General features: G+C 59.7%; 18 protein-coding genes, 1 tRNA gene and 2 rRNA genes. 7 read left to right on the forward strand and 14 right to left on the reverse strand.

Annotated elements, in window-relative coordinates:
* The first annotated feature begins 239 nt into the window (after positions 1-239).
* Entirely contained in the window at positions 240-866 is a 627-nt protein-coding gene (locus G5195_RS05850; protein WP_421235931.1) for a porin family protein, read from the forward strand.
* Positions 867-941: 75 nt separating this feature from the next.
* Here the strand turns inward: G5195_RS05850 and G5195_RS05855 are convergent, their stop codons facing one another.
* Positions 942-1,940 carry a sensor domain-containing diguanylate cyclase gene (locus G5195_RS05855; protein WP_216952682.1) on the reverse strand — a complete coding sequence of 333 codons (999 nt, stop codon included), beginning with the start codon at positions 1,938-1,940 and terminating at the stop codon, positions 942-944.
* Between the two features lie 190 nt (positions 1,941-2,130).
* Positions 2,131-3,027, reverse strand: a complete 897-nt coding sequence (locus G5195_RS05860; RefSeq protein ID WP_421235932.1) for an AraC family transcriptional regulator — start codon at positions 3,025-3,027, stop codon at positions 2,131-2,133.
* A 75-nt stretch (positions 3,028-3,102) separates the two neighbouring features.
* Here G5195_RS05860 and G5195_RS05865 point away from each other — a divergent pair, with 75 nt between their 5' ends.
* Positions 3,103-3,501, forward strand: a complete 399-nt coding sequence (locus G5195_RS05865; protein WP_421235933.1) for a VOC family protein — start codon at positions 3,103-3,105, stop codon at positions 3,499-3,501.
* Positions 3,502-3,758: 257 nt separating this feature from the next.
* On the opposite strand, the gene G5195_RS05870 is transcribed toward G5195_RS05865, so the two are convergent.
* From G5195_RS05870 to G5195_RS05900, 7 genes are all read right to left on the reverse strand, one after another.
* The gene (locus G5195_RS05870) at positions 3,759-5,318 is read right to left on the reverse strand and encodes an AAA family ATPase (protein ID WP_421235934.1); all 1,560 of its coding nucleotides are present in this window, start codon (positions 5,316-5,318) and stop codon (positions 3,759-3,761) included.
* Positions 5,319-5,379: 61 nt separating this feature from the next.
* Positions 5,380-7,440, reverse strand: a complete 2,061-nt coding sequence (gene recD, locus G5195_RS05875) for an exodeoxyribonuclease V subunit alpha (protein ID WP_421235935.1) — start codon at positions 7,438-7,440, stop codon at positions 5,380-5,382.
* Positions 7,437-11,045 (reverse strand): exodeoxyribonuclease V subunit beta, encoded by a 3,609-nt coding sequence (recB, locus tag G5195_RS05880; protein WP_421235936.1) that lies wholly within the window; start codon positions 11,043-11,045, stop codon positions 7,437-7,439. Before recB ends, recD begins: the two co-directional genes overlap by 4 nt.
* Positions 11,045-14,398: an exodeoxyribonuclease V subunit gamma gene (gene recC / locus G5195_RS05885; RefSeq protein WP_421235937.1), complete on the reverse strand. Its 3,354-nt coding sequence runs from the start codon at positions 14,396-14,398 to the stop codon at positions 11,045-11,047. The genes recB and recC overlap by 1 nt, the downstream gene beginning before the upstream one ends.
* A gap of 258 nt (positions 14,399-14,656) precedes the next feature.
* Positions 14,657-15,049 (reverse strand): DoxX family protein, encoded by a 393-nt coding sequence (locus G5195_RS05890; RefSeq protein WP_005342720.1) that lies wholly within the window; start codon positions 15,047-15,049, stop codon positions 14,657-14,659.
* Positions 15,050-15,088: 39 nt separating this feature from the next.
* Positions 15,089-15,775: a pirin family protein gene (locus tag G5195_RS05895; protein WP_216952676.1), complete on the reverse strand. Its 687-nt coding sequence runs from the start codon at positions 15,773-15,775 to the stop codon at positions 15,089-15,091.
* Between the two features lie 30 nt (positions 15,776-15,805).
* On the reverse strand, positions 15,806-16,138 hold the full coding sequence (locus G5195_RS05900) for a hypothetical protein (protein WP_013723379.1): 333 nt from the start codon (positions 16,136-16,138) through the stop codon (positions 15,806-15,808).
* A gap of 258 nt (positions 16,139-16,396) precedes the next feature.
* On the opposite strand from G5195_RS05900, the gene G5195_RS05905 reads away from it, so the two are divergent.
* Together G5195_RS05905 and G5195_RS05910 are read left to right on the forward strand one after the other, a co-directional pair.
* A complete protein-coding gene (locus G5195_RS05905; RefSeq protein ID WP_421235938.1) occupies positions 16,397-17,311 on the forward strand; it encodes a LysR family transcriptional regulator in 915 nt (304 codons plus the stop codon).
* A 99-nt stretch (positions 17,312-17,410) separates the two neighbouring features.
* Complete coding sequence (locus tag G5195_RS05910; protein ID WP_216952673.1) at positions 17,411-17,830, forward strand: hypothetical protein; 420 nt, start codon at positions 17,411-17,413, stop codon at positions 17,828-17,830.
* Positions 17,831-17,997: 167 nt separating this feature from the next.
* Here G5195_RS05910 and G5195_RS05915 read toward each other — a convergent pair whose 3' ends face one another.
* Positions 17,998-18,345: a hypothetical protein gene (locus tag G5195_RS05915; protein ID WP_100652356.1), complete on the reverse strand. Its 348-nt coding sequence runs from the start codon at positions 18,343-18,345 to the stop codon at positions 17,998-18,000.
* Positions 18,346-18,544: 199 nt separating this feature from the next.
* On the opposite strand from G5195_RS05915, the gene G5195_RS05920 reads away from it, so the two are divergent.
* The 3 genes from G5195_RS05920 (at position 18,545) to G5195_RS05930 (ending at position 22,191) form a co-directional block, all read left to right on the forward strand.
* The gene (locus tag G5195_RS05920) at positions 18,545-19,267 is read left to right on the forward strand and encodes a response regulator (RefSeq protein WP_058053585.1); all 723 of its coding nucleotides are present in this window, start codon (positions 18,545-18,547) and stop codon (positions 19,265-19,267) included.
* Positions 19,268-19,300: 33 nt separating this feature from the next.
* The gene (locus tag G5195_RS05925) at positions 19,301-20,662 is read left to right on the forward strand and encodes an ATP-binding protein (RefSeq protein ID WP_005356852.1); all 1,362 of its coding nucleotides are present in this window, start codon (positions 19,301-19,303) and stop codon (positions 20,660-20,662) included.
* Positions 20,663-20,802: 140 nt separating this feature from the next.
* Positions 20,803-22,191: a diguanylate cyclase domain-containing protein gene (locus G5195_RS05930; protein WP_421205747.1), complete on the forward strand. Its 1,389-nt coding sequence runs from the start codon at positions 20,803-20,805 to the stop codon at positions 22,189-22,191.
* A 67-nt stretch (positions 22,192-22,258) separates the two neighbouring features.
* Here G5195_RS05930 and G5195_RS05935 read toward each other — a convergent pair whose 3' ends face one another.
* From G5195_RS05935 to G5195_RS05950, 4 genes are all read right to left on the reverse strand, one after another.
* Positions 22,259-24,211: a ligand-gated channel protein gene (locus G5195_RS05935; RefSeq protein WP_421205749.1), complete on the reverse strand. Its 1,953-nt coding sequence runs from the start codon at positions 24,209-24,211 to the stop codon at positions 22,259-22,261.
* A 556-nt stretch (positions 24,212-24,767) separates the two neighbouring features.
* A tRNA-Asp gene (locus tag G5195_RS05940) sits at positions 24,768-24,844 on the reverse strand.
* A 94-nt stretch (positions 24,845-24,938) separates the two neighbouring features.
* Positions 24,939-25,053, reverse strand: a 5S ribosomal RNA gene (rrf, locus tag G5195_RS05945).
* A gap of 126 nt (positions 25,054-25,179) precedes the next feature.
* Positions 25,180-25,321 (reverse strand): 23S ribosomal RNA (locus G5195_RS05950); the annotation flags it as partial.

A 25,321-nucleotide genomic window follows, 5' to 3' on the forward strand; every position in this document is an offset into this window, starting at 1 on the left:
TAATTATTTAAATCTCAATAAAGCTAAAACTCTAATAACACCATTTATTAAACAAAATTCCCCTGCTTGCAGCCAGTCATATTTAGAAGAATGGGGGGATCACTCTCTTGTTATTCAGAAATACGCTGACTATACTGCGGCCCCTCTGTGAAAGCAGAGCAATGACGGAAATATAAAAAGCTTCATGGATTGAGCAATATAAATCACACGCAGTTCACGCAACACAAGGTTATTTATCCATGAACAAGTTTAATAAAATTGCCGCTTTCTCCCTGCTTGCTCTGGCCATGAATGGCGGCGCCCATGCTGAAGGCTGGTATGCAGGTCTGGATCTGACTACCTCCAAGATGGATCTCGATGGTGCAGCCAAAGACGCCTATGACGCCAAAGTGATCGACGACCAGCTCGACGGCGGCAGCCTGATCGTCGGTTACAGCTTCAAACCCTGGCTGGCCATTGAAGGTGGCTTGCACGCCCAGCAGATGGATCAGCTGACTTGGGTGACCTCCCCGATTGCAACCGGCTTTGCCGACACCACCATCGACACCCGCAGCATCAGCCTGGCCGCCAAGCTGAGCCATCCGCTGGCCTGGGGCTTCAGCGCCTATGCCAAACCGGGTATCGCTTACACTCGCACCGAAGTGGAAGTTGTCGGCAATGCCACCATCCTCGGTATGAGCGGTCAGGTAAGTGGCAGCGAAACCAAGAGCAAGGTACACCCCAATCTGGAAGTGGGTCTGGACTACGCCTTCAACGACAGCTTCTCTGTCGGTATCGGTTACGAGCGCCAGTTCAACGCCCTGAGCCTGGGTGATGAGCACTACTCTCTGGATACCCTCAAGCTGGGTCTGCGCTACCACTTCTAAGTCGCGCCGCGTCAGTAACAATGCAAAAGGGCCACAGGTTTCACGCCTGCGGCCCTTCTATTGGCTGATGTGCCATCAGCAGATCTGATTCTTGCCCTGCTGCTTGGCCTGATAGAGCGCCCGATCGGCACGCACCATCAGACTCTCCTTCTGCTCACCCTGCTGATACTCCGCCACTCCGAAGCTCATGGTGGTGACACCGCGGGGACAGATGGGGTTCGTCACCATCAACGCCTGAAACTTGTTCGCCACCACCAACGCATCTTCACGGCCGGTATTGGGCAGCAGCACCATAAACTCGTCGCCACCCCAACGAGCCAGCAGATCAATCTCGCGGATATGGTCGCGCACCAGCGCCACTATGTTGATCAGGGTCTGATCCCCGATATTGTGGCCATAGCTGTCATTGATCTGCTTGAAGTTGTCCACATCCATGGCAATCACGGTAAAAGGCAAGTGAAAGCGGCGCGCCCGTTCGCACTCCAGCTGCAACGCCCGCTCCAGCCGATAGCGGCTGGCGGCACCGGTCAGGGCATCAGTCTCCGCCAGCTGACGATTCTCCTCCACCCTCTGTTGCAGTGCCTCGTTGACTCGCACCAGCTCGGCGGTGCGCTCCGCCACCAGTTGCTCCAGCGACTGATTGCGCAGCTCCAGCTGCTCCAGCAGCAACTTGCTGGCGTGGATATTGCGATGGGCGCCGATCATCCGCGCCACAGACCCATCGGGATTGCGCTCTATGATGCGGCCGCAATCCTCGATCCAGATATAGTCTCCGCCGCGACTGCGGCAGCGATACTCGACACGGTAGTCGGGGGCGGCGCCGCTCAGATAGGCATCGAAGCTCGCCATCACCCGATCCATGTCGTCGGGGTGGATCACACTCTCCCAGGTGAAGACATTGTTGCCTAGAGTATGGGGCTCGTAGCCCAGCATCCGGTACCAGCCCGGGTTGCGATAGACGAAACCGGTGTTGGCATTCCAGTCCCAGATGCCATCGCTGATCACCTCGAGAATGCCATGTACCACGGCTTCGCTGACATCCGAGATCCTGATCGTGTCGCTGTCCTGCAGCATGGGAGACCATCCTTGTATTGCCGCCCCGCTGGGGCGCGGGGCATTCCAGCCTGATGTTGAGAAATGATAGCGGCAGACGGCTGCACAGTCCGCTATCCGTTGATCGATGAAAACCGCCACTACTTGTTCCGGTTATCGGCCGCCATCGGGTTCGTCTGAATAACATTAGCAACCAGTGTGGCTCAATATTTCACCCTTGTCCGGTTTTAAAGGCAGGATGATGCAGGTTGCGATAGTGGCTGGGCGCCAGGCCATGCTGGCGTTTGAAGGCGGTGGAGAAATGGTACTCGTTCTTGAAGCCGCACTGCTCGGCCAGCAGCTTCACCGGGTCGGCCCGGCTGGCCAGCAAGAGCGCCGCCCGCTGCAGCCGCAGCCGTTGCAGCAGCGCCATGGGCGCCAGCGCGAAGTGCTGCTGGCAGAGCCGGTAGAGCTGGCGCTCGGAGAGATGCAGGGCGCCAGCCATGCGCGCTATGTCCCACGGCTCGGTCAGCGCCTCTTTGAGCAGCAATTCGAGGCGCAGCGCCAGCCGCTCGCCACGCCGCTGCCCCTCCCCCTTTTGCAACAGACGGCGCAGGTAAAAGCCGAGCTGCTCAACCAGCAGGGCGCTGAGCAGCGGGTCCTGATGGCGCTCCTGCTCCGCATAGAGGTTCTCGATCGTGCGCAGTACGGTGGCCTGCTGGGAGGTACAACCGAGCCGGGGGTGGCTGGCGAAGGCATCCCAGGGGGAATCCTTGTGCAGCAGCAGCCACACCAGCTCCCACTCACTCCCCTTATTCACCTGCTGGTTCAACGGCTCACTCAACTGATAGCAGAGTGGCTCCCCGGCCGGGATCAGCGCCCACTCGCCGACCTGCAACCGCTCGCGGCGATCGCCCACCTGCACCTCCCCCTCACCGCCCAGGGTCAGCAGAAAACAGTGCATATCGGCAAAGCGGCGCGCGATGCGGTAGCGGGTCTTGAGACGGGAATAGCCCGCCAGCCACACCTGCTCCTGTGCGAGGGCCGGCAACAGGCTGTCACAGCAGATCTGCTCGCGGCAGTCGGGGGAGACATCGATAATCTCGGTGTTGGCAGTTTCAGACATCATCAGGACGGGCTCAGCCATGTCGAAGGGACAGGCCCCAGCATAGCATCAAGGGCATCGAGTCACAGGAGACCAGCCATGCATATCCATCACGTCGCCATCTGGGCGCAGGATCTGGAGGCACTCAAGGCATTCTACTGCACCCTGTTTGGCGGGCAGGCCAATGAGCGCTATCACAACCCGAGCAAACAGTTCAGCTCTTACTTCGTGCGTTTCGAAGGGGGCGCCAGCCTGGAGCTGATGCACACCCCCATACTGTTTCCGGCAGATCTCACTCTGCCACACCCGTTGCAGGGGCTGGCCCATCTCGCCTTCTCCCTTGGCAGCGTGGAGGAGGTGGACAAGATGAGCGCCCGCCTCAAGCTGCTCAAGGGCGCCGAGGTGAAACACCTGGACGGCCCCCGCTGGACCGGCGACGGCTATTACGAGAGCACCTTCCTCGATCCTGAAGGCAACCGGCTGGAGCTGACAATCTAATACCTGAATGCTCCCCTCACCCTGGCCCTCTCGTAAGTTCGATTAGCGAAGCGTAATCGGACTGCGGTAACGGCATTGCTCCCTTCTCCCATTGATTAAAAAAGGAGGAGAAGGGCTGGGGATAAGGGGAAAGAAAAAGAGATTTCACGGTAAACGTTGGGCTTCGCTACGCTCAGCCACAACCTACACAATCGGTAGATTGGTGCTGAGCCTGCGAAGCCCAACATACGAGATATACGCACCAACAAACTACGAGATCATATTTGACGACCTAAACAATCAATAATTTCATCAAACTCTTGTTTAAACTGTGAACAAACAAAATTACTGATGATGTTTAATACACTCGACTCATCCAAACCAATTTTCTCTGCAACTACATACAGCTCATTATGCTTCTCAGCATTTCTAGCGCCTCTGATTATATCTGTAAGATCACCGACCTCAATATTAAAATGAAGTGCGGCCAAATCAACTTTTTCTAAAGTTTTATCTATAAGCCATCGCTCCGGCCATGTATCTCCAGGCAAATATAACATCCTGGTCTTTAGCCACTCTTTAACCTGTTCTTTATCATCGCTAGATTCCGTCATTTCATAGGCATGATTGACATTATGTTTTTCTTTTACTCTCTGGTCCGCATCAAAAAGCACCAGAATATTTTCTTTTTTGTCTCGGTTAAAATTAGCCGATAACTGTCTCGAAAGTGCTGATGCCGAGCCAATTACTTCTATATTCATTCGAGTTCTTAATGGCTTTGGAATTACCATCTGAATTATATTTTTTGCGACATCATCCTCAACCAATAGAGACAATTCATTGGATGACTCTGCACTCAATTTCGAAAATGCAAACTCTGGAGATATACCTTTCAATATATTTGAGCAACCATTAACCTGATCGATGAACACCCTAGCATCATCAGGCAATGATCCAAAAACTTCTTTAGAATGAGTGGTAAAGATAATTTGTATTCTTCGCTCCTTACAAATTTTCTTTAGTAAAAGAATGAATTTCTTTTGAGCTTCAGCATGCAAACCAAGCTCTATTTCATCAATAACAACCAAAGCTCCCTCTGAGACTGAAAACATAACAGAAAATGTCTCAAACAAAGCATTTTCACCAGCCCCCATATTGAAACCAGAATACTTTTTCCCATTGCATGTAACTATAGGTAGCCGATACTTTGAATATGATACGAACTTAAAATCCTCATATTCCTTACCCAAAACCTCGCCAACCGCTTGCTTTACTTTACCTTCCCAGCCCTGAATACCCGCGTCAGAAAAGGCCCTTGAGTAACTTTTAGATTGGCTCTTTTCATTGTGTGGGACTATTCTATCAATACCCAAAAAAACTACATTCCTCTTAACCCGATCACCATAATCATTCCATTTACCTCCTCTCTTTTTCTTTCTTACTTGATAACCAATACCTTTACCTTCAGGGAAGGTTTCTGTTACTCGCCAGCGGTCATTAGCTATAAAATATCTGATGCTAATACCTTCTGGTGGTATGTCTTCAGAGTGTTGAATAAAAAAGTCTGCGAATGTGTAATATGGCATTCTACGGTTTGGAAGCTTAAAATCTCCCTTTTTGCCATGATATGCGCAACTAGCCAAAGCCAAAATAGTCGATTTCCCAACCCCATTTTTACCTGCAATGGCTGTGATAGGAAATTCAAAATCAAGTTTAAATCGACTGAGTCCTCTTAAACACCCCTCAGAAAGATTAATCGCTCTCAGTAATTGATGAGAGTAATCATTTTGAAACCATCCCCTTAAATGCCTATCTAAATTACTTTCGTTATATTTCATTTTCTAGTCTCTATAAAAACAATAAAATTTATCTAAACAATTAAATAGAAAATAACAAGATTTACCCCAACCTCTCCGCCAATCCGGAATAACGCTCGGTCTTTTTCCGCACCGCTTGTGCCAGCAGGGCGCGATCGCCGTAGAGATCGAGGCGCGCCTTGGCGCGGGTGATGCCGGTATAGACCAGCTCGCGGGTCAGCAGCGGGCTGGGGCTGTCGGGCAGCACCAGCACGGTATGGGCAAACTCCGAGCCCTGGGATTTATGGATGGTCATGGCGTAAACCGTCTCGTGGGGCGGCAGCCGGCTGGGCAGCAGGGCCCGCAGGGTGCCGTCAGGCTGCTCAAACCATACCTTGAGCCGCCCGCTTTCATCGGGCAGGCAGAGCCCCATATCGCCGTTGTAGAGGCCGACCCCGTGGTCGTTGCGCACCACCATCACCGGGCGACCGGCATACCAGTCGCCGTCGCGGGCAATCAGGCCAGCCCGTGACAGGGCCAGTTCCAGCCGTTCATTAAGCCCCAGCACCCCGAACGGGCCATCGCGCAGGGCGCAGAGGATCTGGAAGCTGTTGAATGCCTTGAACACGGTGGCGGGCGCCTCCCCCGCGCGGGCCGCCTTCAGATAGCCGCCGTAACCGGCCACCCCCTGGGCAATCAGGGCGTCATAGGCCTCCCCGGCCCAGGGGTGCAGGCTGATATCGGCAAATCCTGCGCCCCAGACTGATTCCACCGCCGAGGCATCGCCGCTGTTGCAGGCGCGCGCCAGCTGGCCGATGCCAGAGTGCTGATCAAAGCGCCAGCTCTTGGCCAGCAAGCAGAGGCTGTCACGCACCGGGGCCCCCGCGGGCGTGCCTTGCAGGCGGTAGCCGGTCTGGCGGGAGAGCCAGTCCGCCTGCGCCGGGCTGATCCCCTGTTCGATAAAGCTGCAGATATCGCCGAGTACGGCCCCCGCCTCCACGGAGGCGAGCTGATCCTTGTCACCGAGCAGGATCAGGCGGGCGTGGCTCGGCAGCGCATCGAGCAGCCGTGCCATCATCGGCAAATCGACCATGGAGGCCTCATCCACCACCAGCAGGTCGAGGTGGAGCGGGTTGCCCGCGTGGTGGCGGAACTGACTGCGCCCCGGAATGACCCCGAGCAGCCGGTGCAAGGTGCCCGCTTCGGTGGGGATCGCTTCCACCCATTCGGGGGGCAGATCGAGGGCCTGCAGGGCAGAGCCGATACTCTCGGTCAGGCGCGCAGCCGCCTTGCCGGTGGGGGCCACCAGCCGGATCGCCGGCGCCTTGCCCGCTTGCAGGCCGGTCTCCACCAGAATGGCGAGCAGTTTGGCCACAGTCGTGGTCTTGCCGGTGCCGGGGCCGCCGGAGATCACCGCAAAGGGGCGCGCCGCCGCGGTGGCCGCCGCCAGCTTCTGGCCGTTGCAGCAGAGCGCCTCGGGCACCAGCGCATCCAGTTTGCTCAAGTCGCTCGCCGCCTGGGCGCTGGCCAGCAGTGCCTCGATGGCGGGCCAATCCACCTCGCTCGGGAACACCAGATCCAGATACTTTTCGATAAAGTGGCGGGTAGAGAAGTCGGGGGCGAGGCGGGCCTTGAGCAGCGCCGCGAACACCAGCCCGTAGTCGCGTGCAAACAGCCGCGACAGGGCCGGGGCTATCTCCGGCCATTCGGCGCGCTCACTCAGGGCGCGCAGATGGCGGGCCACCCCCAGTTCAAAATCGTGGTAGCGGGTGAGATAGAGCCGCCCGTGCCACAACCGCAGCGGCCAGCGCGGGGCGAGCCCGTCATCCTGCTCACAGCCAACCAGCGGGCTTGCCGCAAACAGGGCGGGCCAGCGGGCAGGATCCGCCAGATCAGCCAACAGATCCCGGCTCTGCTGGGGATCCAGCCCGAACGGGCGCAGGGATCCGGCAGTCAACATTTCAAGCGGCAAACAGACATGGCCGCGCCCCAGCTCGAAGCAGGCGAGCGCCGCCCCCAGCACCAGCTCGGGGCTGCCGCCAAGATCGGCCACCAGCCGGGCAAATTGCAGATCCAGCTGGCGGATGCGGCCCGCCAGCGCCAGGGCCTTGAGCCGTTCAACCATCATTGCGCTGGCTGCGGTGCTGATCATGGTGCCGCTCATGCCTCTACCTCGTTTAATTCTGCTGATGAAACACTGCCAGAGCGATCACCGTTTCTAAACAACTCATCCAGCCCCAGCACCAGTTCACGGCTCGGGCGGGTATGGAAAATGCCCCCCTGCGGCATGCCGCGCAGGAACAGATAGAAAACGCCGCCAAAGTGCTGCTCGAAGTCGTATCCCGGCAGGCGCAGGGTGAGCAGCCGGTGCAGCGCCAGCGAGTAGAGCTGGTATTGCAGGTCGTAGCGGTGCTCGGCCATCGCCCGCTCCAGCGCCGAACGGCTGTAATCGGCCGGGCTCATGCCGAGGTGGTTCGATTTGTAGTCGAGCAGATACCAGCGCCCCTGCCACTCGAACACCAGATCGATAAAGCCCTTGAGCATCCCCTGCACGGTGGCAAAGCTGAGCGGCTTGTTGCCCCGCGACAGCGGGTCGTGCTGTTGGCAGATGGCGGTCAGCGCCGGTGCCGTCACCCGCCCCATGGGCAGGAAGAACTCCAGCTCCACCTGCTTGCGCTCGGGGGCCAGATCCCGCAGCCGCACCGGTTCACCAAAGCCTGTTTCCAGCGGGGTATCCAGCACCGCTTCGACCTGCTGTTGCAGCACCGGGGCCCAACTCTCGTCGAAACCGTCTTGCGCCAGCAGGGTGGCGATATGCTCTGCCAGCGGCTCGCCGCCGGCACTTTGAAAGTCGATGGTCTCGAACAGGCTGTGCAGCAGGGTGCCGGGGCGCGCGCCCTTAGGGAAGGTGAAGATGGAGGGCTGGGGCGCCTCTTCCGGTTGCTCGGAAGCCAATACAGCCGCCTCGGTCACCACCTCGTCATCGAAGCCGGGATTGGCGAGTACGCCCTTGCTGTGGCCGTGGCCCTGCGCCGCCAGCCCGGAGTAGGAGCTGATCCACCAGTCCCGCTCAAGGGTACCGGTAAAGTGGCGCACCTGCGGCTCGCCCAGTTGCTCCTCCTCTGGCGGCAGCGGGGCCGGACGGGTGAGCGAGGGCTCACCGACAGCCACCCCGGGCAGCGCCTGTGCCAGCTCGGTGAGGGCGGTCGCCAGCGTCTGCGCATCCCCCTCCTCGCCCTTTTGCAGCAGGTAACCGATGGCGGTGTGGTGCAGGTCGGTCTTCTCCGACTTGCCTGCTCCCGCCCGCACCGGCGCCAGCCCCAGCCAGGTGGCGTAGACGCCCCGGGTCAGCGCCACATAGAGCAGCCGCAAATCTTCGGCAAGGCGCTCGCGGTCGGCCTCCGCCAGGGAGCCCTCGGCACCGGTCAGATCGAGAATGGTGCGATTGCCCGCCTCGTCCGCCTCGTGATAGAGCGGGGTCTCGGCGGTTCTGTGGCTGCAGATAAAGGGCAGAAACACCAGCGGGTACTCCAGCCCCTTGGATTTGTGGATGGTGACTATCTGCACCAGCTTGCGCTCGGATTCGAGCCGCAGTACCTGCTCCGCATCCTGCCCGTTGGGGCGGCTCACCGCCTCCCCCAGCCAGCGCAGCAGGGCATATTCCCCGTCCAGCTCGCTGCTCACCTGTTGCAGCAGTTCGCCAAGATGGAGGAAGTTGGTCAGCCGCCGCTCGCCATAGGGGCTCGCCAAAAGCGAAGAGGCGAGATTGCGCCGGTGCAGCAGGGCCCGCAGCATGGCCAGCACGCCGCGGCGGTGCCAGATCTTGCGGTACTCCATAAACTCCTGTACCGCGCTCTCCCACGCCCGCTCGTCGCTGGCCAGCCCATCGAGCGCCTTGGCATCGAGATCAAACAGGCCGGTCGCCAGCGCCGCCCGCAGGCTGCGCTCTTCGCTCGGGTTCTGGCAGGCGTGCAGAATCAGCAGGATCTCCCGCGCCTCCGTCTGCTCCAGCACGCTCTCGCGGTTCGACAGATAGACGGAGGCGATGGCGAGCCGCGCCAGCTCCTGCTGTACCAGCTTGCCCTCGGCGCCAGTGCGCACCAGCACGGCGATATCCCCGGCCTTCACCGCCTTGTCACCGATCAGCGCCTTGCCCTCGCGGGCCAGGGTCAGCAGGCGGTGGATCTCGGCGGCGGTGGCGCGGGCCATCTTGCTCTGGTAATCCCCCCGATTGAAGGTGGGTTGGCCGGTCAGCTGCCAGCAGTGGAGCACGGGTGCGGTGGCGCCATCGAGCAGCAGCGCCTTGCTCTTGCCCTGCGCCTCCACCGGCAGGAAGGGGATATCCGCCTCGTAGATAAAGGGATCTTTCGCCCGCTCGAACAGGCCGTTGACCGCCCCCACCAGCGCACTGCTGGAGCGCCAGTTGCGCCCGAGGGTGTAGTGGGCGCTCACATTTCGCCGCGCCTGAATGTAGGTAAAGATGTCGGCGCCGCGAAAGCCGTAGATGGCCTGCTTGGGGTCACCGATCATCAACAGCGCCGTGTCTGTGTGGCCGCCGTAGAGGCGATGGAAGATGCGGTACTGCTGGGGGTCGGTATCCTGAAATTCGTCGATCATCGCCACCCGATAGGTGGCGCGAATGCGCTCACAGAGCCGCTCGCCAAGGCTGGAGCCGAGCGCCCCATCGAGGTCTTTGAGCAGGTCATCGAACGAGAGCTGATGAGCCTGACGCTTGCTCGCCTGCATCCGGCTGCGCACCACCTTGGCCGCCCGTTGCAGGATGAGATCCCGAATACCGGGGCGGCTCGCCAGCAGTTCATCGATTTGGCCGAACAGCGGCAGGGTCGGCACTGCGCCCCCCTTCTTGAGGTTCTCCTCCAGCACCGTCTGGCCGAAGCGCTCCAGCTCCTTGGGAATGGCGTAACCACTGGCTTCGTCCTGTGCCCAGTCGGCTATCTTGGCAAGCCACCCTTCGTAGTTCTTGCCGGTGTAGCGGCTGATCTGGCCGTCGGTCTGGCGGCGGATCTCGTCCATCTGCGCCAGCCATTCACTCTTCACCGCCGCGATGCGGCTCATGGCCGCCTGATGGCGGGCGGCGAGGGTCTCGTCCCCCAGCGCGGGATGGATCTCCAGCTCGCTGTTGTCGAGCCAGCTGCCTATCTCCCGCAGCAGGGCGGCGGGGCTCGGCCAGAGCGCGCGCACCGCGCTGGCGAGGGCTTTATCCACCGGATAGAACTCGGCACGCCAGTAGTCGCTCACCGCCTGCAGCCTGAGCTGGCTGTCGTCGGTGAGAAATTCGGTTTCAAAGAGGGCGCCCGACTCGAAGGCATTCTGCTTGAGCATCCGCTGGCAGAAGCCGTGGATGGTAAAGACCGCCGCCTCGTCCATCTGCCGCTCGGCGGCCAGCAGGCGGCGGGCCGCCAGCTCGTGATCGTCCACCTCGGCCAGCAGCATGTTCAACAGAGCGTCATTGCTATGGCCGCGCATAAAGGCGAGGCGCGCCTCGTGGATGCGGCCGCGGATCCGCCCGCGCAGCTCGGCGGTGGCCGCTTCGGTAAAGGTCACCACCAGAATTTCGGTCACTGACAACGGCCGCTCGTGGGCGCTGGGCTGACCGGCATCGGCGCCCTCACCGATCATGGGGCCGTGGCCCAGCAGCAGGCGCAGGTAGAGACCAGCGATGGTGTAGGTCTTGCCGGTACCGGCGGAGGCTTCGATCAGTCGTTCACCATGGAGGGGAAAACGCAGGGTATTGAGCGGGTCAGCCATTATTTCAGCTCCTCCAGGGTCTTGAGCAGCGGGGTCAGGTGTTCGCGGGCCAGCGCCTGCAACTGACCAAGCACCTCGTCATCGAGTTCGGGGAAGCAGCGGGCGACGTAAACGTCTTGCCCCTCCCCATTGATCATCCAGCCACCGTTGAAACGGGTGAGGGCCGCCTTGTCGGCCGCCTCCGGCTTGTCGGGATCCTTCTCGATCGCCTTGAGCCAATCCCATGCGGTGTTGGGGAAAAACGGCAGCGGCCGCTTCATCCCCTGTGCCCAGCACGCCACCAGAGCCGCCAGCTTGGGGCGCGCCTCGTCGGCAGCGAGCGCAGGCAGTCGCAGACTCTGTTTGGCATCGAACAGCAGGGTGTCGCCGGGGGCGCCGCTCAATGAGAGGCAGAGGTGCTGGATCCAGCCCAGCAGCAGATCCTTGCCGTTGAAGCTGCCGGGTTTGACCACCAGCAAGCGCCCCTTCTGGGTGTCGATCCACCCTTGCAGCTGGCCCTGAGTGAGGGAGATATCGATCTCCACCGCCTGCTTTTCTGACTCATTGGCAGCAACCCATGGCCGCAGCCGATCCGCCAGCTTGCCCATCTCGGCATCCAGATCGTCCAGCAGCAGGCTACCGAACCAGCCTTGCGGCAGCAGGCCGGTGAGCTGCAACCGCTCGCGACGCTCGGTACTTTCACCTTCCGCCAGATGGGCATCGAGCAGCAGATCTTTCAGCTGGTAATGTTGCAGGCCATCCAGCTCGAACGGCTCGCTGTCCTCGATGTTGGCCTCGTTCAGCTCAAACCACACCTTGAGACGGCGGTTGAGGAAATATTTGGTGGGCTGGCGATAGAAGCGCAGCAGCTCCGCCAGCTCCAGCCCCTGCTCCTTGCCCCATTCGGGGGGGAGAGGCAGCTCGCCGCTCTGGAAGTTGGCCGCGCCACGCACCGGATTGAGGGCGGGCAGCCAGTCGGAGGCATAGGTAAAGAGGCGCGAATCCGCCTCCGGGTAGAAGTAATTGCGGCTGTAGGGGGTGAGCGGGTGCGCCACCATCAGGTGGTTGAGCAGCCGCTTGCCAGAGGTTTCATCGTCCAGATCCTCATCCCCCGCCAGCACAAAGCCCTGCCGCACATAGTCGATCAGCTCCGCCAGCAGCACCGAGGGCACCTTGTCGCTGTTGTCCTGCGCGCTGAAGCCCTGATAGCTGATATAGAGCCCCTGCTGGGCACTCAACAGCGCCTCGAGGAAGAGGTAGCGGTCATCATCGCGACGGGAGCGATCCCCGCGCCGCGACGCCACCGCCATCAGATCGAACCCCATGGGGGCCAGGGTGCGCGGGTAGACGCCATCGTTCATGCCTAGCAGACAGACCTGCTTGAAGGGGATGGAGCGCATCGGCATCAGGGTGCAGAAGTTGACCTGACCGGCGAGGAATCGCTGGCTGGAGCGGGACTCTCCCAGCACGCTGCCGAGGTAGTCCTGCAACAGATCGGCGGTGATGGGCTGCTCGAAGCGGGCCTCGCCAAGCCGGGTCTGCCACTCGGCCAGTTGGCTGCGAATGAGCTGGAGCTGACGCTCTTCATCCTCGTCGGCCAGATAGAAGCGCTCCAGCAGCGCCAGCAGGCAGGCGTTCCAATCGGCCAGCGGCTGCGCCTGTTGCAGGCGGGGCAGGAATTCTGCCAGCGAATCGACAAACCAGGCGAGCTTGCCGAGTGCCAGCCCCTGCTGACCCTCGATGTCGGCGTAGGGCAAGATGCCCGCCACCGGCTCGCCATCCCCCATGGCGAAGCCGAGCAGCATGCGGCGCAGGCCGAACAGCCAGCTGTTGCCGGACATGGGCGGCAGATCGAAACGGACGGGGTAGCTGTCATCCAGCCCCCAGCGGATGCCGGTCTCCTGCACCCAGACCCGCAGCTGGTTGAACTCGTCGTCATCCAGCTCGAAGCGGCGCAGCACGGCGGGCACCTCGAGAATGGCGAGCAGCTCCCCCGCCCCGAAGCGGGCGTTGGGCAGCCTGAGCAGGGCGAGGAAGCTTTGCAGCAGCGGGCTCTCCTGACTCGCAGCCCGATCCGAGACCGCAAACGGGATCTGACCGCGCGCGCCAAACACCGCCTGAATATAGGGGCCGTAGCTGTTCACATCCGGCATCATCACCACCACGTCTTTCGGGGTGAGGGACGGGTCCTGCTCGAACAGCGCCAGCAGCCGGTCGTGCAGCACCTCCAGCTCCCGCATCGGGCCGTGGCAGGCGTGGATCTGCAAGGATCCATCCGCCGGATCGATCGGGCTCTTGTGGTGGCTGCTGTCGAGATCGAACTGACCGGCGCCCCGTTCGGCCAGCTCCAGCACATCCTTCTGGATGGCGCGCAGCAGGCTGACATTGCCTTTGCCATCCACCTCGTCGATATCGACGAAGGCCTCGATTTGCGGCACCTCCAGCTCCATCAGCTGGTGCAGGTAGTCGCGCCCCAGCTTGCCCATGGAGGCGAGCAGCGGGTTGGCGGGGCCCTGCAATGTCTCGATATCGGTGCCGGGTTTGAGCTTGTTTTCGAGGCGCGCCAAGGTCTTGCGATCCAGCAGATCTCCCCAGTAGTAGCGGCAGGGGTTGGTGACGAACAGATGTACCTCCACCTCCGGTCGGCTACCGAGGGCCAGCAGTGCCTCCACATAGCGCGGCGGCAGCGCCGAGATGCCAAACACGAAGACCCGCTGCGGCAGCTTGCCCGGCAGATCGGCGGTACGCGCCAGCTCGTGGATAAACTCCTCGTAGAGGTTGGCACGGTGGTAACCGCTCGGAGAGAGCGCCAGGGTGCGAGCCACCAGCTCGCGCCACAGCTCCGGCTGCCAGTCCTGACCGCTCACCCCGGCCAGCTCCTGACTCAATCCTTCCCCCTCTTCCCAGCGGGCGATCCAGTCCGGCCGGTAGACCAGATACTGGTCAAAGAGATCCGCCACCTTCTGGCAGAGCTGCCACAACCGCACCTGCTCGGGATCCTGGGCAGGATCCACCTCATCTCCCCCGCCCAGATAGGCGGCGAGCGGGGCAAAGGCGGGGCGCTCCAGCAAGGCGGGCAGAATGGTCATCAGCTGCCAGCTCATGGAACCCTTGTTGTAGGGACTCTGACGCGGCACATCCGCCAGCACCCGGGTGAACATCTCCCAGATAAAGCTGGCGGGCAGCGGAAAGTCGATATTGGCAGCGATGCCGAACGCTTTGGCCAGCTCCAGCTTGAGCCACTGGGCCATGCCCGGGCTCTGCACCAGGATCTGCTCCCGATCGAAGGGGTGAGAGAGAGGGGCCTGCCGGATGCGGCTCACCAGCAGTTCTTTGAGCAGATCCAGCTGATTGGAGTGGTAGAGGGTAAACATGAGCAATTCCCGCCTGTGGATGAGAGGGGGCGAGGGAAAAGGCGAGCCATTTCCGTCACTTCACAAGAGTGAGAATTGTCGGGGATCGAGGGGGAAGATGCAAAAGGCTCTTGTGGCCAGCAGGCGGGTAAACCGCCGAACCATGAGGGGCGCCGCAGATTTGACGCGCCGCCTCACCTATCCGGAAAACGCAGACAGAAAAAAGCCGGTGCAGTTGCACCGGCCAAAAAGCATTGGAAAACTTGACTCTTCAGGGCATTACCAGTTTTTGCCGAGACGGGCATCCAGACTGAAAGCCCCTGCTCCGGCCGCCGCCAGCGCCAGGAAACCACCGGCAACGGAGACGTTCTTCATAAACATCAGCATCTGCATCTGTTCTGCAGGCTGATAATGGAAAATAAAGGCAGCCATCAGGGTGAAACCGGCCAGCAGCACGGAGAGGCTGCGGGTAAAGAGACCCAGCACGACGGCAAGGCCACCACCCAGCTCAAGCAGGATCACCAGCGGCAACATAAAGCCCGGCACACCCATCGCTTCCATATAGCCCTGAGTACCGGCATAGCCGCCGATCTTGCTCCAGCCCGCCATTACGAACATCAGCGCCAGCAGTACACGACCCGCCAGCAGCGCTACATCTTTCATCTTGTCCATTTCATATTCCTCGTTTGTGTCACATCACCGCTGACTGCTTCAGGGTAGGTCAAATAACAGGGCTTGGCTGGCACTGGTCGCAACCAGCTCCCACCGGTATTCATCACGACTGAGTACCCCGTCGCCGGGTCGGGCAGCCAGACCGTTGGCGGCAAGCGTACCTGAAATCATCTGCAGGTAACCGTGTCGGCCAGCCAGTGCCCATTCGAGCGTCTCGCCCGGGGCCAGTTCCAGCCGCCATACGCGGGCCTGTTGGCGGATCCGCAGCGATCCCGCCTCGCCATCCGGTGACGCTACCAGCGTCATGCCCGGTCTGGACTCGATCTTCTTCTGCTGATACCCGGGTGGCGTGCCGAACTCGTTCGGCTCGATCCAGATCTGCAACAGGGAGAGGGGTTCCGTCTGCGAGGGGTTGTACTCGCTGTGGCGGATCCCGCTACCTGCACTCATCAGCTGGAAATCCCCTGCCGGGATCTGCTCGGCATGGCCGAGGCTGTCCTTGTGCTCTATGGTGCCTTGCAGCACGCAGGTGAGGATCTCCATATTGGCGTGAGGGTGGGTGGCGAATCCGCCACCCGGCGCAACCAGATCCTGATTGATCACCCGCAGTACCGAGTGTCCCATCCACTCCGGGTCATAGTAGTGACCGAAGGAGAAACTGTGGCGCGCGTCCAGCCAGCCAAAGTTGGCCTTGCCCCGCGCTTCTGCGGCTCTCAATTGCATCATGGTGTGTTCCTCATCTACCGGGACGGTTGATTAACGCTGTTTGCCGCTACCGATACCGAACGGAATACGGTATTCGCTGCTCTGGTCAGCCAGGCTGACGGTCAGGTTGCCCTGGGTACGGCTCGGGATCCGCACCTGCTGGGTGCCTGTCAGGTTGGCGTGGACTGATGCCAGCAGATCGCCAGACTCGTCACGCACTTCCAGCATAGGATTGGCTTTGCCATCCATTGCGGCAGTGGCGTTCCAGTTCACAAACAGCACGCCGGGCATGGCATTGAAGTCAGCCGGTACGGAAGCCTGGGCGAAACCAGTGGTCATCAGGCCTGCAACGGCCAGCATCTTGATTACGTTTTTCATGTTCATTCACTCTCTTGTTTTATATGTCATTGCCAAGGCCTTTTCGGCCAGAATCAATGCATCCATGCAAGAGGTCATTCAAATAGTGTGTTGTTCTTTCACCGACGTCAGACAGACCTATTTGGTGTGTCACAGTACGGAACTACCCGCATATTTGGCCGCTCGACGTTCCTGCCTAAGCGTTGATTGAATATTAAAGTGACATGACCTAACTTGTTAGCGAGATAAACTGGCAAACATATTCAAAAAAATTGAAGGTGAGGAATGGCCAAGGAATCGAACAAGGAGCGGGCGCTGACCCTGGAGGCAATCCGGGTGCTGGACGCCATCGACCGCCGCGGCAGCTTTGCGGCGGCGGCCGACGAGCTGGGCAAGGTGCCCTCGGCATTGAGCTATACGGTGCAGAAGCTGGAAGACGAACTGGATGCCATGCTGTTTGACCGCAGCGGCCACCGCACCAAGTTCACCCCGGCGGGGCGCATGCTGCTGGAGCGCGGCCGGGTGCTGCTGGAGGCAGCCGAACATCTGGTAGGCGAAACTCGGGCGCTGGCCCGTGGCTGGGAGACCGACATCACAGTCGCCGTCGATGCGCTGGTCCCGGTGCAGGCCCTCTACCCATTGGTGGAGAAACTGACCGAGCAGACCGATACCCGACTGCGGCTGCGGGCCGAGGTGCTGGCGGGTAGCTGGGAGTGTCTGGAAGATGGCCGCGCCGACCTGCTTATCTCCTCCATCAATCCGGACATCATGATGACCGGCATCAAGCATCAGGTGATCAAGGACGAGGTGATGCTCTACGTCGCCCATCCCGATCATCCGCTACATCAGGAGCCAGAACCCTTGGCCGACGAGACCCTGCGCCGCTACCGCGCCATCGCGGTCGCCGATACCGCGCTGCGCAAGCCGGTGCTCACCTACCGCCTGCTGGACAAGCAGCCGCGCCTCACCGTCAGCACCATGACGGAGAAACGGGATGCCCTGCTGGCAGGGATCGGGGTCGGCACCATGCCACAGAGCTGGATTGAGGAGGACATCCGGGCCGGACGACTCAAGGTGATCAGCCCCGAATATCGCCATCAGATCCAGGTCGTGCTGGCCTGGCGGCGAGACACCATGGGCAAGGCCAAAAGCTGGCTGGTGCGGGAGATACCAAAACTATTTGCAACTGGTGAGAAATGAGATCCAGTTAACAGAAATGTTAATTGCATGCCTCACTTGACGCCCAATATCTTTGCTGATTTCATAGCCGCCTCATTGAACCCATGGAAGCTGTAGAAAATGAAAAAGAGTTTGCTGGTTGCCCTCACCACCCTGCCCCTGTTTGCCAATGCCGGCCTGATGGATTCGCTGACCGACAGCGTCACCAGCAGCGTCAAGGATGCGGCCAGCACTGCCGTATCCGGTGCCATGGACAGCGCATCCAACGAAGCCATCAAAAAGGCGCTGGATATCAAAGAAGGCGGCTCCAACAAGCAGGCAGTCAAAGATAAGCTGGGCTCTCCTGCCACCACCAAGACTGAATCCGGTCTGGAAGTGTGGACCTATGATCTGGATGCCCTGAACAAGGCCTCTCCGCTGCTGGCAGAAACCACCAAAACCCTGCTGAAAGATACCGACGCCGCCAAGAAAAACGTGGTCATCAAGTTCGAAGGCGAAACCGTCAAGAAAGTAGACCTGACCGACAAGGCTCAGGGCTAAGTTCGCTCATCCGTGCACACTCGCACCGACACAGATAGCAAGAGGGGGGAGCATCAGGCTCCCCTCTTTTATTGACAATCACCAGCGTTCAACCAATCTGCTGCTCAACGCAGTAAGCGCAAAAAGGGTGGCCTCGGCCACCCTTGGGTTGATAACAGCTGGCGCTGTTACTGGTTCGCTTCGGCGAACTGCTTCATCGCTTCGGCGTGCTTGGTCATACCGGCAGCACGCTCGTTGAGCTTCTTGATGAACTCCGCCTTCTTGGCAGGATCCTCGATGCGATCATAACGTTGCTGCAGGTTGGCCTGGATCTGCTCCGGGGTCATGTTCTGCATGCGGGCCATCTTGTCGTGGCGGCCACCGTGGTGTTTGCCACCCATCATGCCGCCGTCCATCGGGCAATCCACCATGGCACCGGGCTGGCCGGTGGGGGCCGCTTCACTGGCCGCATAGGCGCCCAGCGGCAGGCCAAGGATCAGGGTGGCGGTCAGCAGGGTTTTGGTCAGCTTTTTCATGGTCTATCTCCTGTAGGGATGATTCTGGTTCGGCGCTCTTGCCTTGCCCTCAAGTAAACACCCTGTCGGTGTCTGAACTTTGCCAGCATCGCCCTTTTTTGTAGCAGAGTGTGGCATCGTGCGGATCTGGCACACTTTGACACAAACCGTGCAGCGTATTTTCGTATACTCGTGCCAACGCCAAGCAGGGGAGGTATTCATGAACCAGGGCAACACCCACATTCTGGTGGTCGACGACCACAGCGAGATCCGCGATCTGTTGAAACGCTTTCTCGAACAGCACGGCCTGCGAGTCAGCTGCGCCCGAGATGGCAAGGAGATGAAACGGCTGCTGGAGGAGCGGGAGTTCGACCTGCTGGTGCTGGATCTGATGATGCCGGGTGAAGATGGTCTGACCCTCTGCCGCGAGCTGCGGGTCAAATCGAACCTGCCCATCATCATGCTCACTGCCATGGGGGAAGAGACTGACCGTATCATAGGGCTGGAGATGGGGGCTGATGACTATCTGGCCAAGCCCTTCAACCCGCGCGAGCTGCTGGCGCGGATCAAGGCGGTGATGCGCCGCACCCAGGCCGAGACCCAGCCCGCCACCGAGACCCTGACCCGGGATCTGCGCTTCGATCGCTGGCTGCTCGACGTCAATCGCCGGGAGCTGGTCGATGAGGATGGGGTGGGCCTGAGCCTCTCCACCGCCGAATTCGATCTGCTCAAGGTGTTTCTCGAACGCCCGCAGCGGGTGCTGAGCCGGGATCAACTGCTGGATCTGGCCCGTGGCCGCGAGGCGGTGGCCTTCGATCGCGCCATCGATACCCTGGTGAGCCGCCTGCGTCGCAAGCTGGAGCGGGATCCCAAGAATCCGGAGCTGATCAAGACCATCTGGGGTGGCGGCTATATGTTCTCCGCCGACGTGACGCAGGTTTAAGCAGTGGGCACCTTGCGACGACTGTGGGCACGGATGTGGCCCAAGGGGCTGACCGGCCAGATCATTCTGGTGGCGCTGGCAGGGTTGATCCTGATCCAGCTGCTCAGTATCCAGATCTACCGCACGGATCGGGAGGAGGCGCTCGGCTTCGTCAACAGCCGCAACGCCATGCAGCGGATCATCTCAGTGGTCAGGCTGCTCTCCCTCTCCCCCCCGTCCCTCTATGACGAGATCCTCAAGGCGAGCCGCAGCGAAACCCTGCTGCTGCGCCTCTCCGACGAACCGCTGCAACCGGATAACCGCAGCCCCCGCTTCGAGCAGTTGGTGCGCTCGCGCCTCAACTATCCCCCCGGCCTCACTGTCGAGATCAGCGCCGAGCTGAAAGAGGATAATCAGCGCAGCAAAGCGTGGGAACATCATGCCCGCATGATGCGGGATCGCAAGGGGCCGCCCCCGCCACGAGATATGCGGCTCTATGGCTCCATCGAACTGCCCCAGGGGGGCTGGCTGCAGTTCAGCTCGCTGGTCGACAAGGAGGCGGGCAGCTGGTCGTGGCAGACCACCCTCAACCTGATGCTGGTCGCCAGTCTGGTGATCGGGCTGATGGTGCTGCTGTTTCGCCGTGCCACCCGCCCCCTCAAGCAGCTGGCAGGCAATGCGGAGCGGCTCGGGCGGGGCGAGGATATCGAACCCTTGAAAGAAGAGGGACCGACCGAGATCCGCGAATCGATTCAGGCCTTCAACCGGATGCACACCCGGCTCGACCGCTTCGTGCAGGACAGAACCCGGATGCTGGCGGCCATCTCCCACGACCTGCGCACCCCCATCACCAGCCTGCGGCTACGCACCGAGTTTCTGGCCGATGGCGAGGACAAGGAGCGCATCCAGCAGACCCTGCAGCAGATGGAGCAGATGCTGGCGGCCACCCTCAGCTTTGCCCGCGAGGAGGGGCAGCAGGAGGCCACCCGCGAGCTGGATCTGGTCAGCCTGCTGGTCAGCCTGTGCGATGACTATGCCGATACCGGCCAGCCGGTCACCTGTCTGGCGGAGGGCAAAGAGGTCTACGCCTGCCGAGCCAACACCCTGCGCCGGGTGCTGCAGAACCTGATCGGCAACGCCATCAAATATGCCGGCAGCGCCGAAGTGTCGCTGGAGCGGCGCAAGGAGGAGCTGTTGATCCGGGTCTGCGATAACGGGCCGGGGATCGATCCGGCGCGGCTCGAGGATGTGTTCAAGCCGTTCGTGCGGCTCGATGAAGCGCGCAACACCGAGTCCGGCAGCGTGGGGCTCGGGCTCTCAATTGCCCGCACTCTGGTGCATCAGCACGGCGGCGAGTTGACCCTGCTCAATCGGCCACAGGGGGGACTGGAGGCGCGGATCAGCCTGCCGCTGTAAGTAGTTACTCTATCCGCCAGCCTTGTCATGGCGCCATTTGCATCATGCAAACTTCATCATTTGAGCGCTTGTTCTTCGATCAGAAAGACGGTGATAATCGGTGACCACGGGACGGTATACGGCAACGGATTGGAGCAAGGATGGCCTCTTCCAGGACAGGAGTCATAGTCAGTATCGGGTGGGGGCTCCTGCTGCTCGCCCTTGCCCTGCCTGCCTGGACCAAAGCCCCGGAAGAGCCGATCATCATTACCAACTCCAAAGCCTGGCAGCCCTTCTCCTATATCAATGAGTCGGGCCAGCCGGATGGCCTGCTGATCGATTTGTGGCGTGAATATGCCAGGGTCACCGGCCAGAAGATCGAGTTCAGGCTGGTCGACTGGCAAGGCTCTCTCGACCTGCTCCATGAGGGGAAAGCGGATGTTCACGCCGGACTGCTCTGGTCACCGGAGCGGGACAAACTGTTCGACTATGGCCGGCCTCTCGCCCAGCTCGACTCCCAACTCTTCTTCTCGAGCGAACTGCGCGGCACCGATGTCCACTACTACCTGCTCCATGAAACGGTCGGTGTGGTAGCCGGTGGCTACGAGGAGTATTACGCCAGACGCTACTTCCCCGGCACCCAACTGCAGACCTTCGACGACAATGACACCCTGCTGGCGGCGGCCTTTCGGGGCGACATTAAGGCCTTTATCGCCGATCTGCAGGTCGCCAACTTCTACATCTATACCTCGGACGATCCCACCCGCTTTATTCCGGTTCGCCACCTCTATACTGACCAGATCCGCTTTGCGGTGAGAAAGGGCGACCTTGCCCTGTTAAACCGGCTGGAAGAGGGGTTCGCCAAGCTCAAAGAGAGCGATCGGGAGCGGATCATCCGCAAGTGGATGCATGTCGAAACCGTCTACCCCATCCATCTCGGTCCCTGGCTACTGCTTGCTGGGGCATTGATCATGGTGGCCTACATAGTGCAATTGCGCCGCGCCGTTGCCAGCCGCACCACCGAGTTGAGCCGCGCCAACGCCAGACTGGAGAAACAAGCCAGTACCGACCCCCTGACCGGCCTGCTCAACCGACGGGCATTCATGCCTGCCATGGAGCAACAGCTGGCAAGTGGGGATCCCTGTGCTCTGCTGCTGTTCGATGTGGATCACTTCAAGGAGACCAATGACCGCTTTGGTCATGGCATCGGGGATCTGTTGCTGGAAAAGCTGGCCACGACTGTGACCAACCTGTTGCCCGAAGAGGCTCTGCTGGCCCGCATCGGCGGCGAGGAGTTTTGCCTGCTGCTGCCGCTGGCCACGCTGGCAGAGACAGAGCAGTGGGCCAAACGCCTCTGTCAGGAGTGCAATCAACAAACTCTGTACACCGACAATAGTGCAGTGACACTATCCATCAGCACCGGGGCAGTCTGGGTAGCCGCAGAGAGAGAGGCTGATGCCGACCAGCTACTACGGCAGGCTGATGCCCTCATGTATCAGGCCAAGGGACGGGGGCGCAATACCTGGCAAGCCGCCTCCTATCAGGCATAGCACCCTGACGGACGCGCAATAAAAACGGCCACCATCGGAAGATGGCGGCCGCATGACAGGTTCCCTATCAGAAGTTGTAGGTCACGCCCAGGTTGTAGCGGCGACCATCCAGTACAGTGCCATAGCTGCTGTAATCCACCATCTTGTCGAACAGGTTATAGACCCCGGCGGTCAGATCCAGATGCTTGTTGGCCTTGTAGACCAGGCCCATGTCAAAGAAGGTGTAGGAAGGAGTCCCCTCCGCCATCTTGACCCGGCTCAGGTACTCGGAGGTCTCGCCACGGAAGTTTACCCGTGACCAGAGGCTGAGATCCTCGGTGGTTTGCCAGTCAACACTGCCGTTGAACATGTGACGGGGCATCTGGTTGAGGGCATGACCCGCCAGTGGACCACTCTTCTGCTCGGACTGGGTAAAGGTGTAGCTGGAGCTGACCGACCAATCCTCATTGATGGCCCAATCCATCATCCCCTCGACACCGCGCATGTTCGCCTTGTCGACGTTGACCCGATCACTGATGAAGTCATAACTGTGACCATTGAGGGTACAGGCGGGATCACTCTTGCTGGTGCAGCGACGCACTTCGGAGATCTTGTTCTTGAAGTCGGTGTTGAACAGGGTAACCCCGGCGTTGAAGCCCTGATGACCGTTCCACAGCAGGCCGATCTCTTCACTCACGCTAGTCTCGGGTTTGAGGTCCGGGTTACCGACCAGCATACCATCCAGGCTGCCACCACCGGTGACCTGACCCCAGTTGGCCGCCGACATTCGCAAGTCAGGAGAGCGGTAACCGGTCGATACGCCTCCTTTCAGGGTCCAGCTATCATCCAGATGCCAAACGCCGTAGAGACGCGGGCTCCAGTGAGAACCGTAGTTCTGGTCCCGATCCATGCGGGCGCCACCGGTCAGGGCAAAGCTGTCAGTGAGTGACCACTCATCCTCGACAAACATCGCCCAGCTCCAGCGGGTCAGCTGCTCGGCAGGGTTGGCCACTTTCAGGGTATTGCCCTGATCGTGCAGATCCTCATAACGATACTGCCCACCGACGCTCAGGTAGTGATCCCCCAGAATGAACTGGGTGTGGGTATCGGCGATGGTGTTGGTGAGCTCCATCTGGCGGCCGGGATTGGTGTTGGTCTCCTGCTGCAGATAGCTGCTGGAAGAGCCGAAATCATACTGACCATCATGGGTCAGCGCATAGTTGGTGCGCTCGTATCGGTTAAGGCTATCTTTCGCCTTGGCAGCCAGCGAATTGCCGGCCGTGCGATCCCGATCCTGCAGACTACGACTGGCTTCCAGATCGAAGCGGTTATGGTCATCAGGCTTGAAGCTGAGCACCGCCGTGCCACTGCGAGTCTCTTGCTCGGCAAAACCCTGGGTAAATTTGTCTTCACCACGATGAGCAAGCTGACCGTGAAAACGCAGCCCCAACACGCCATCGATCAGTGAACCTGCGGTATAGGCATCGGTCTGGAAGCTATTGCCGGCATCCTTGTTCTCCTGGAAGGTCGAATCAGCGTGAACCGAGCCCTGCCAAGCCAGACCGGTGGTCTTGCGGGTAATGACGTTAATCACGCCCCCCATGGCATCGGAACCATAACGGGATGACATGGGACCACGGACGACCTCAATGCGCTCAATCGCCTGCAGTGGCGGCAGCCAGCCCTGCTCGATACCCGGACCATCGCTGTTCGGGCGAGTGCCACGGCTATCCACCTTCTTGCCATCAACCAGCATCAGGGTGTATTTCGAGCCCATACCGCGAATGCTGATATCACTGCTGCTGCCACCACCGGTCACCACCACACCGGGAACATCCTTCAGGGCGTCAGTCACATCGCGATAGGCCCGCTTTTCCAGCTGCTCACGGGTAATCACGGAGATGGAGGCGGCAGAGTCTTCAATCTTCTGCTGGAAGCCGGAAGCGGTGACGACCATCACCTCTTGTTCGGCAGCATAGGCCTGGGTCGCAAGAAGGGAGCAGATCAACAAGGCAAGCTTGTTCGGTTTCACTGTTGTCATGTTTTAGCCTGAACATTATTAGTAGGAAGGTGACGTATTCCCTTACTTCACTCATTACAACGCCCTAGCATCCGGCCAGACGCAGCATTAGAAAAGGCTCATTTGAAAAGCACTTTATTAATCAGCCCGCATTGTAACGACCTCGCCAGAATCATTCAAACAATAATCATTATCATTTGATTCATGTGGTATTCCTGCAGCAGAATCGCTCATTCTTGATAAGAGACTGTTTTAATGGAATAAATCCATAAGCAAAAAAGGGGATTACACAAACAAGTGGAAGCGATGACGTACCGTTGCAAGATGGCCTGATTTAATCGTCATGCAGGTGGGGTGTGATGCGATACAGAGCTGGAAACAGTAGCAAGAGCGCCAAAAGGGGGAAGGTATTGCCATCGCGGTGGGATATCGGCAGCTCACCAGCAGGCTAAAAACATCAAAACCCAGTCGTCAGACTGGGCTTTGTGTTGGTTCTGGTGTGCAAACCAGTGGGACTTATGGGCAAAAACCGCCCATAGCAAAAAGGCCTTCCCATCAGGGAAGGCCTTCAAATTAGTGGCGGAGCGGACGGGACTCGAACCCGCGACCCCCGGCGTGACAGGCCGGTATTCTAACCGACTGAACTACCGCTCCGCATTCGGTTAGCTTTCGCTAAATCTTCTGCTGCTTCTTCTGAGGTGTCACCTCGCAGCCGGCTATGTGTTTTCACATCACCGTTTAATTGGGTGCCTGGCAGTGTCCTACTCTCGCATGGCGAATGCCACACTACCATCGGCGCTACCGCGTTTCACTTCTGAGTTCGGCATGGGATCAGGTGGTTCCACGGCGCTATGGCCGCCAGGCAAATTCTTCAATCTTGGAAAGCTGACGTGAATAACAACTTGGCTAGTTTGCTTTGTCATTACCACTGAATTTGAGTAGTTCGCTTGGTATCTGCTACAAGCCTTAGAACACTTCTTGGGTGTTGTATGGTTAAGCCTCACGGGTAATTAGTACGGGTTAGCTCAATGCATCGCTGCACTTACACACCCCGCCTATCAACGTTGTGGTCTCCAACGGCCCTTTAGGACCCTCAAGGGGTCAGGGATGACTCATCTCAGGGCTCGCTTC

It is taken from the genome of Aeromonas sp. 601039 (assembly GCF_049174415.1).
GTDB lineage: Bacteria > Pseudomonadota > Gammaproteobacteria > Enterobacterales > Aeromonadaceae > Aeromonas > Aeromonas veronii_A.

What these genes read in the sequence shown, in the direction of transcription:
- G5195_RS05895 (WP_216952676.1), bottom strand. Translation starts at nt 15,775, where the DNA reads ATGATGCAATTGAGAGCCGCAGAAGCGCGGGGCAAGGCCAACTTTGGC.
- G5195_RS05905 (WP_421235938.1), top strand. Translation starts at nt 16,397, where the DNA reads ATGGCCAAGGAATCGAACAAGGAGCGGGCGCTGACCCTGGAGGCAATC.
- G5195_RS05890 (WP_005342720.1), bottom strand. Translation starts at nt 15,049, where the DNA reads ATGGACAAGATGAAAGATGTAGCGCTGCTGGCGGGTCGTGTACTGCTG.
- G5195_RS05920 (WP_058053585.1), top strand. Translation starts at nt 18,545, where the DNA reads ATGAACCAGGGCAACACCCACATTCTGGTGGTCGACGACCACAGCGAG.
- G5195_RS05915 (WP_100652356.1), bottom strand. Translation starts at nt 18,345, where the DNA reads ATGAAAAAGCTGACCAAAACCCTGCTGACCGCCACCCTGATCCTTGGC.
- G5195_RS05860 (WP_421235932.1), bottom strand. Translation starts at nt 3,027, where the DNA reads ATGATGTCTGAAACTGCCAACACCGAGATTATCGATGTCTCCCCCGAC.
- recC (WP_421235937.1), bottom strand. Translation starts at nt 14,398, where the DNA reads ATGTTTACCCTCTACCACTCCAATCAGCTGGATCTGCTCAAAGAACTG.
- G5195_RS05850 (WP_421235931.1), top strand. Translation starts at nt 240, where the DNA reads ATGAACAAGTTTAATAAAATTGCCGCTTTCTCCCTGCTTGCTCTGGCC.
- G5195_RS05935 (WP_421205749.1), bottom strand. Translation starts at nt 24,211, where the DNA reads ATGACAACAGTGAAACCGAACAAGCTTGCCTTGTTGATCTGCTCCCTT.
- G5195_RS05925 (WP_005356852.1), top strand. Translation starts at nt 19,301, where the DNA reads ATGTGGCCCAAGGGGCTGACCGGCCAGATCATTCTGGTGGCGCTGGCA.
- recB (WP_421235936.1), bottom strand. Translation starts at nt 11,045, where the DNA reads ATGGCTGACCCGCTCAATACCCTGCGTTTTCCCCTCCATGGTGAACGA.
- G5195_RS05855 (WP_216952682.1), bottom strand. Translation starts at nt 1,940, where the DNA reads ATGCTGCAGGACAGCGACACGATCAGGATCTCGGATGTCAGCGAAGCC.
- G5195_RS05910 (WP_216952673.1), top strand. Translation starts at nt 17,411, where the DNA reads ATGAAAAAGAGTTTGCTGGTTGCCCTCACCACCCTGCCCCTGTTTGCC.
- recD (WP_421235935.1), bottom strand. Translation starts at nt 7,440, where the DNA reads ATGAGCGGCACCATGATCAGCACCGCAGCCAGCGCAATGATGGTTGAA.
- G5195_RS05900 (WP_013723379.1), bottom strand. Translation starts at nt 16,138, where the DNA reads ATGAACATGAAAAACGTAATCAAGATGCTGGCCGTTGCAGGCCTGATG.
- G5195_RS05930 (WP_421205747.1), top strand. Translation starts at nt 20,803, where the DNA reads ATGGCCTCTTCCAGGACAGGAGTCATAGTCAGTATCGGGTGGGGGCTC.
- G5195_RS05870 (WP_421235934.1), bottom strand. Translation starts at nt 5,318, where the DNA reads ATGAAATATAACGAAAGTAATTTAGATAGGCATTTAAGGGGATGGTTT.
- G5195_RS05865 (WP_421235933.1), top strand. Translation starts at nt 3,103, where the DNA reads ATGCATATCCATCACGTCGCCATCTGGGCGCAGGATCTGGAGGCACTC.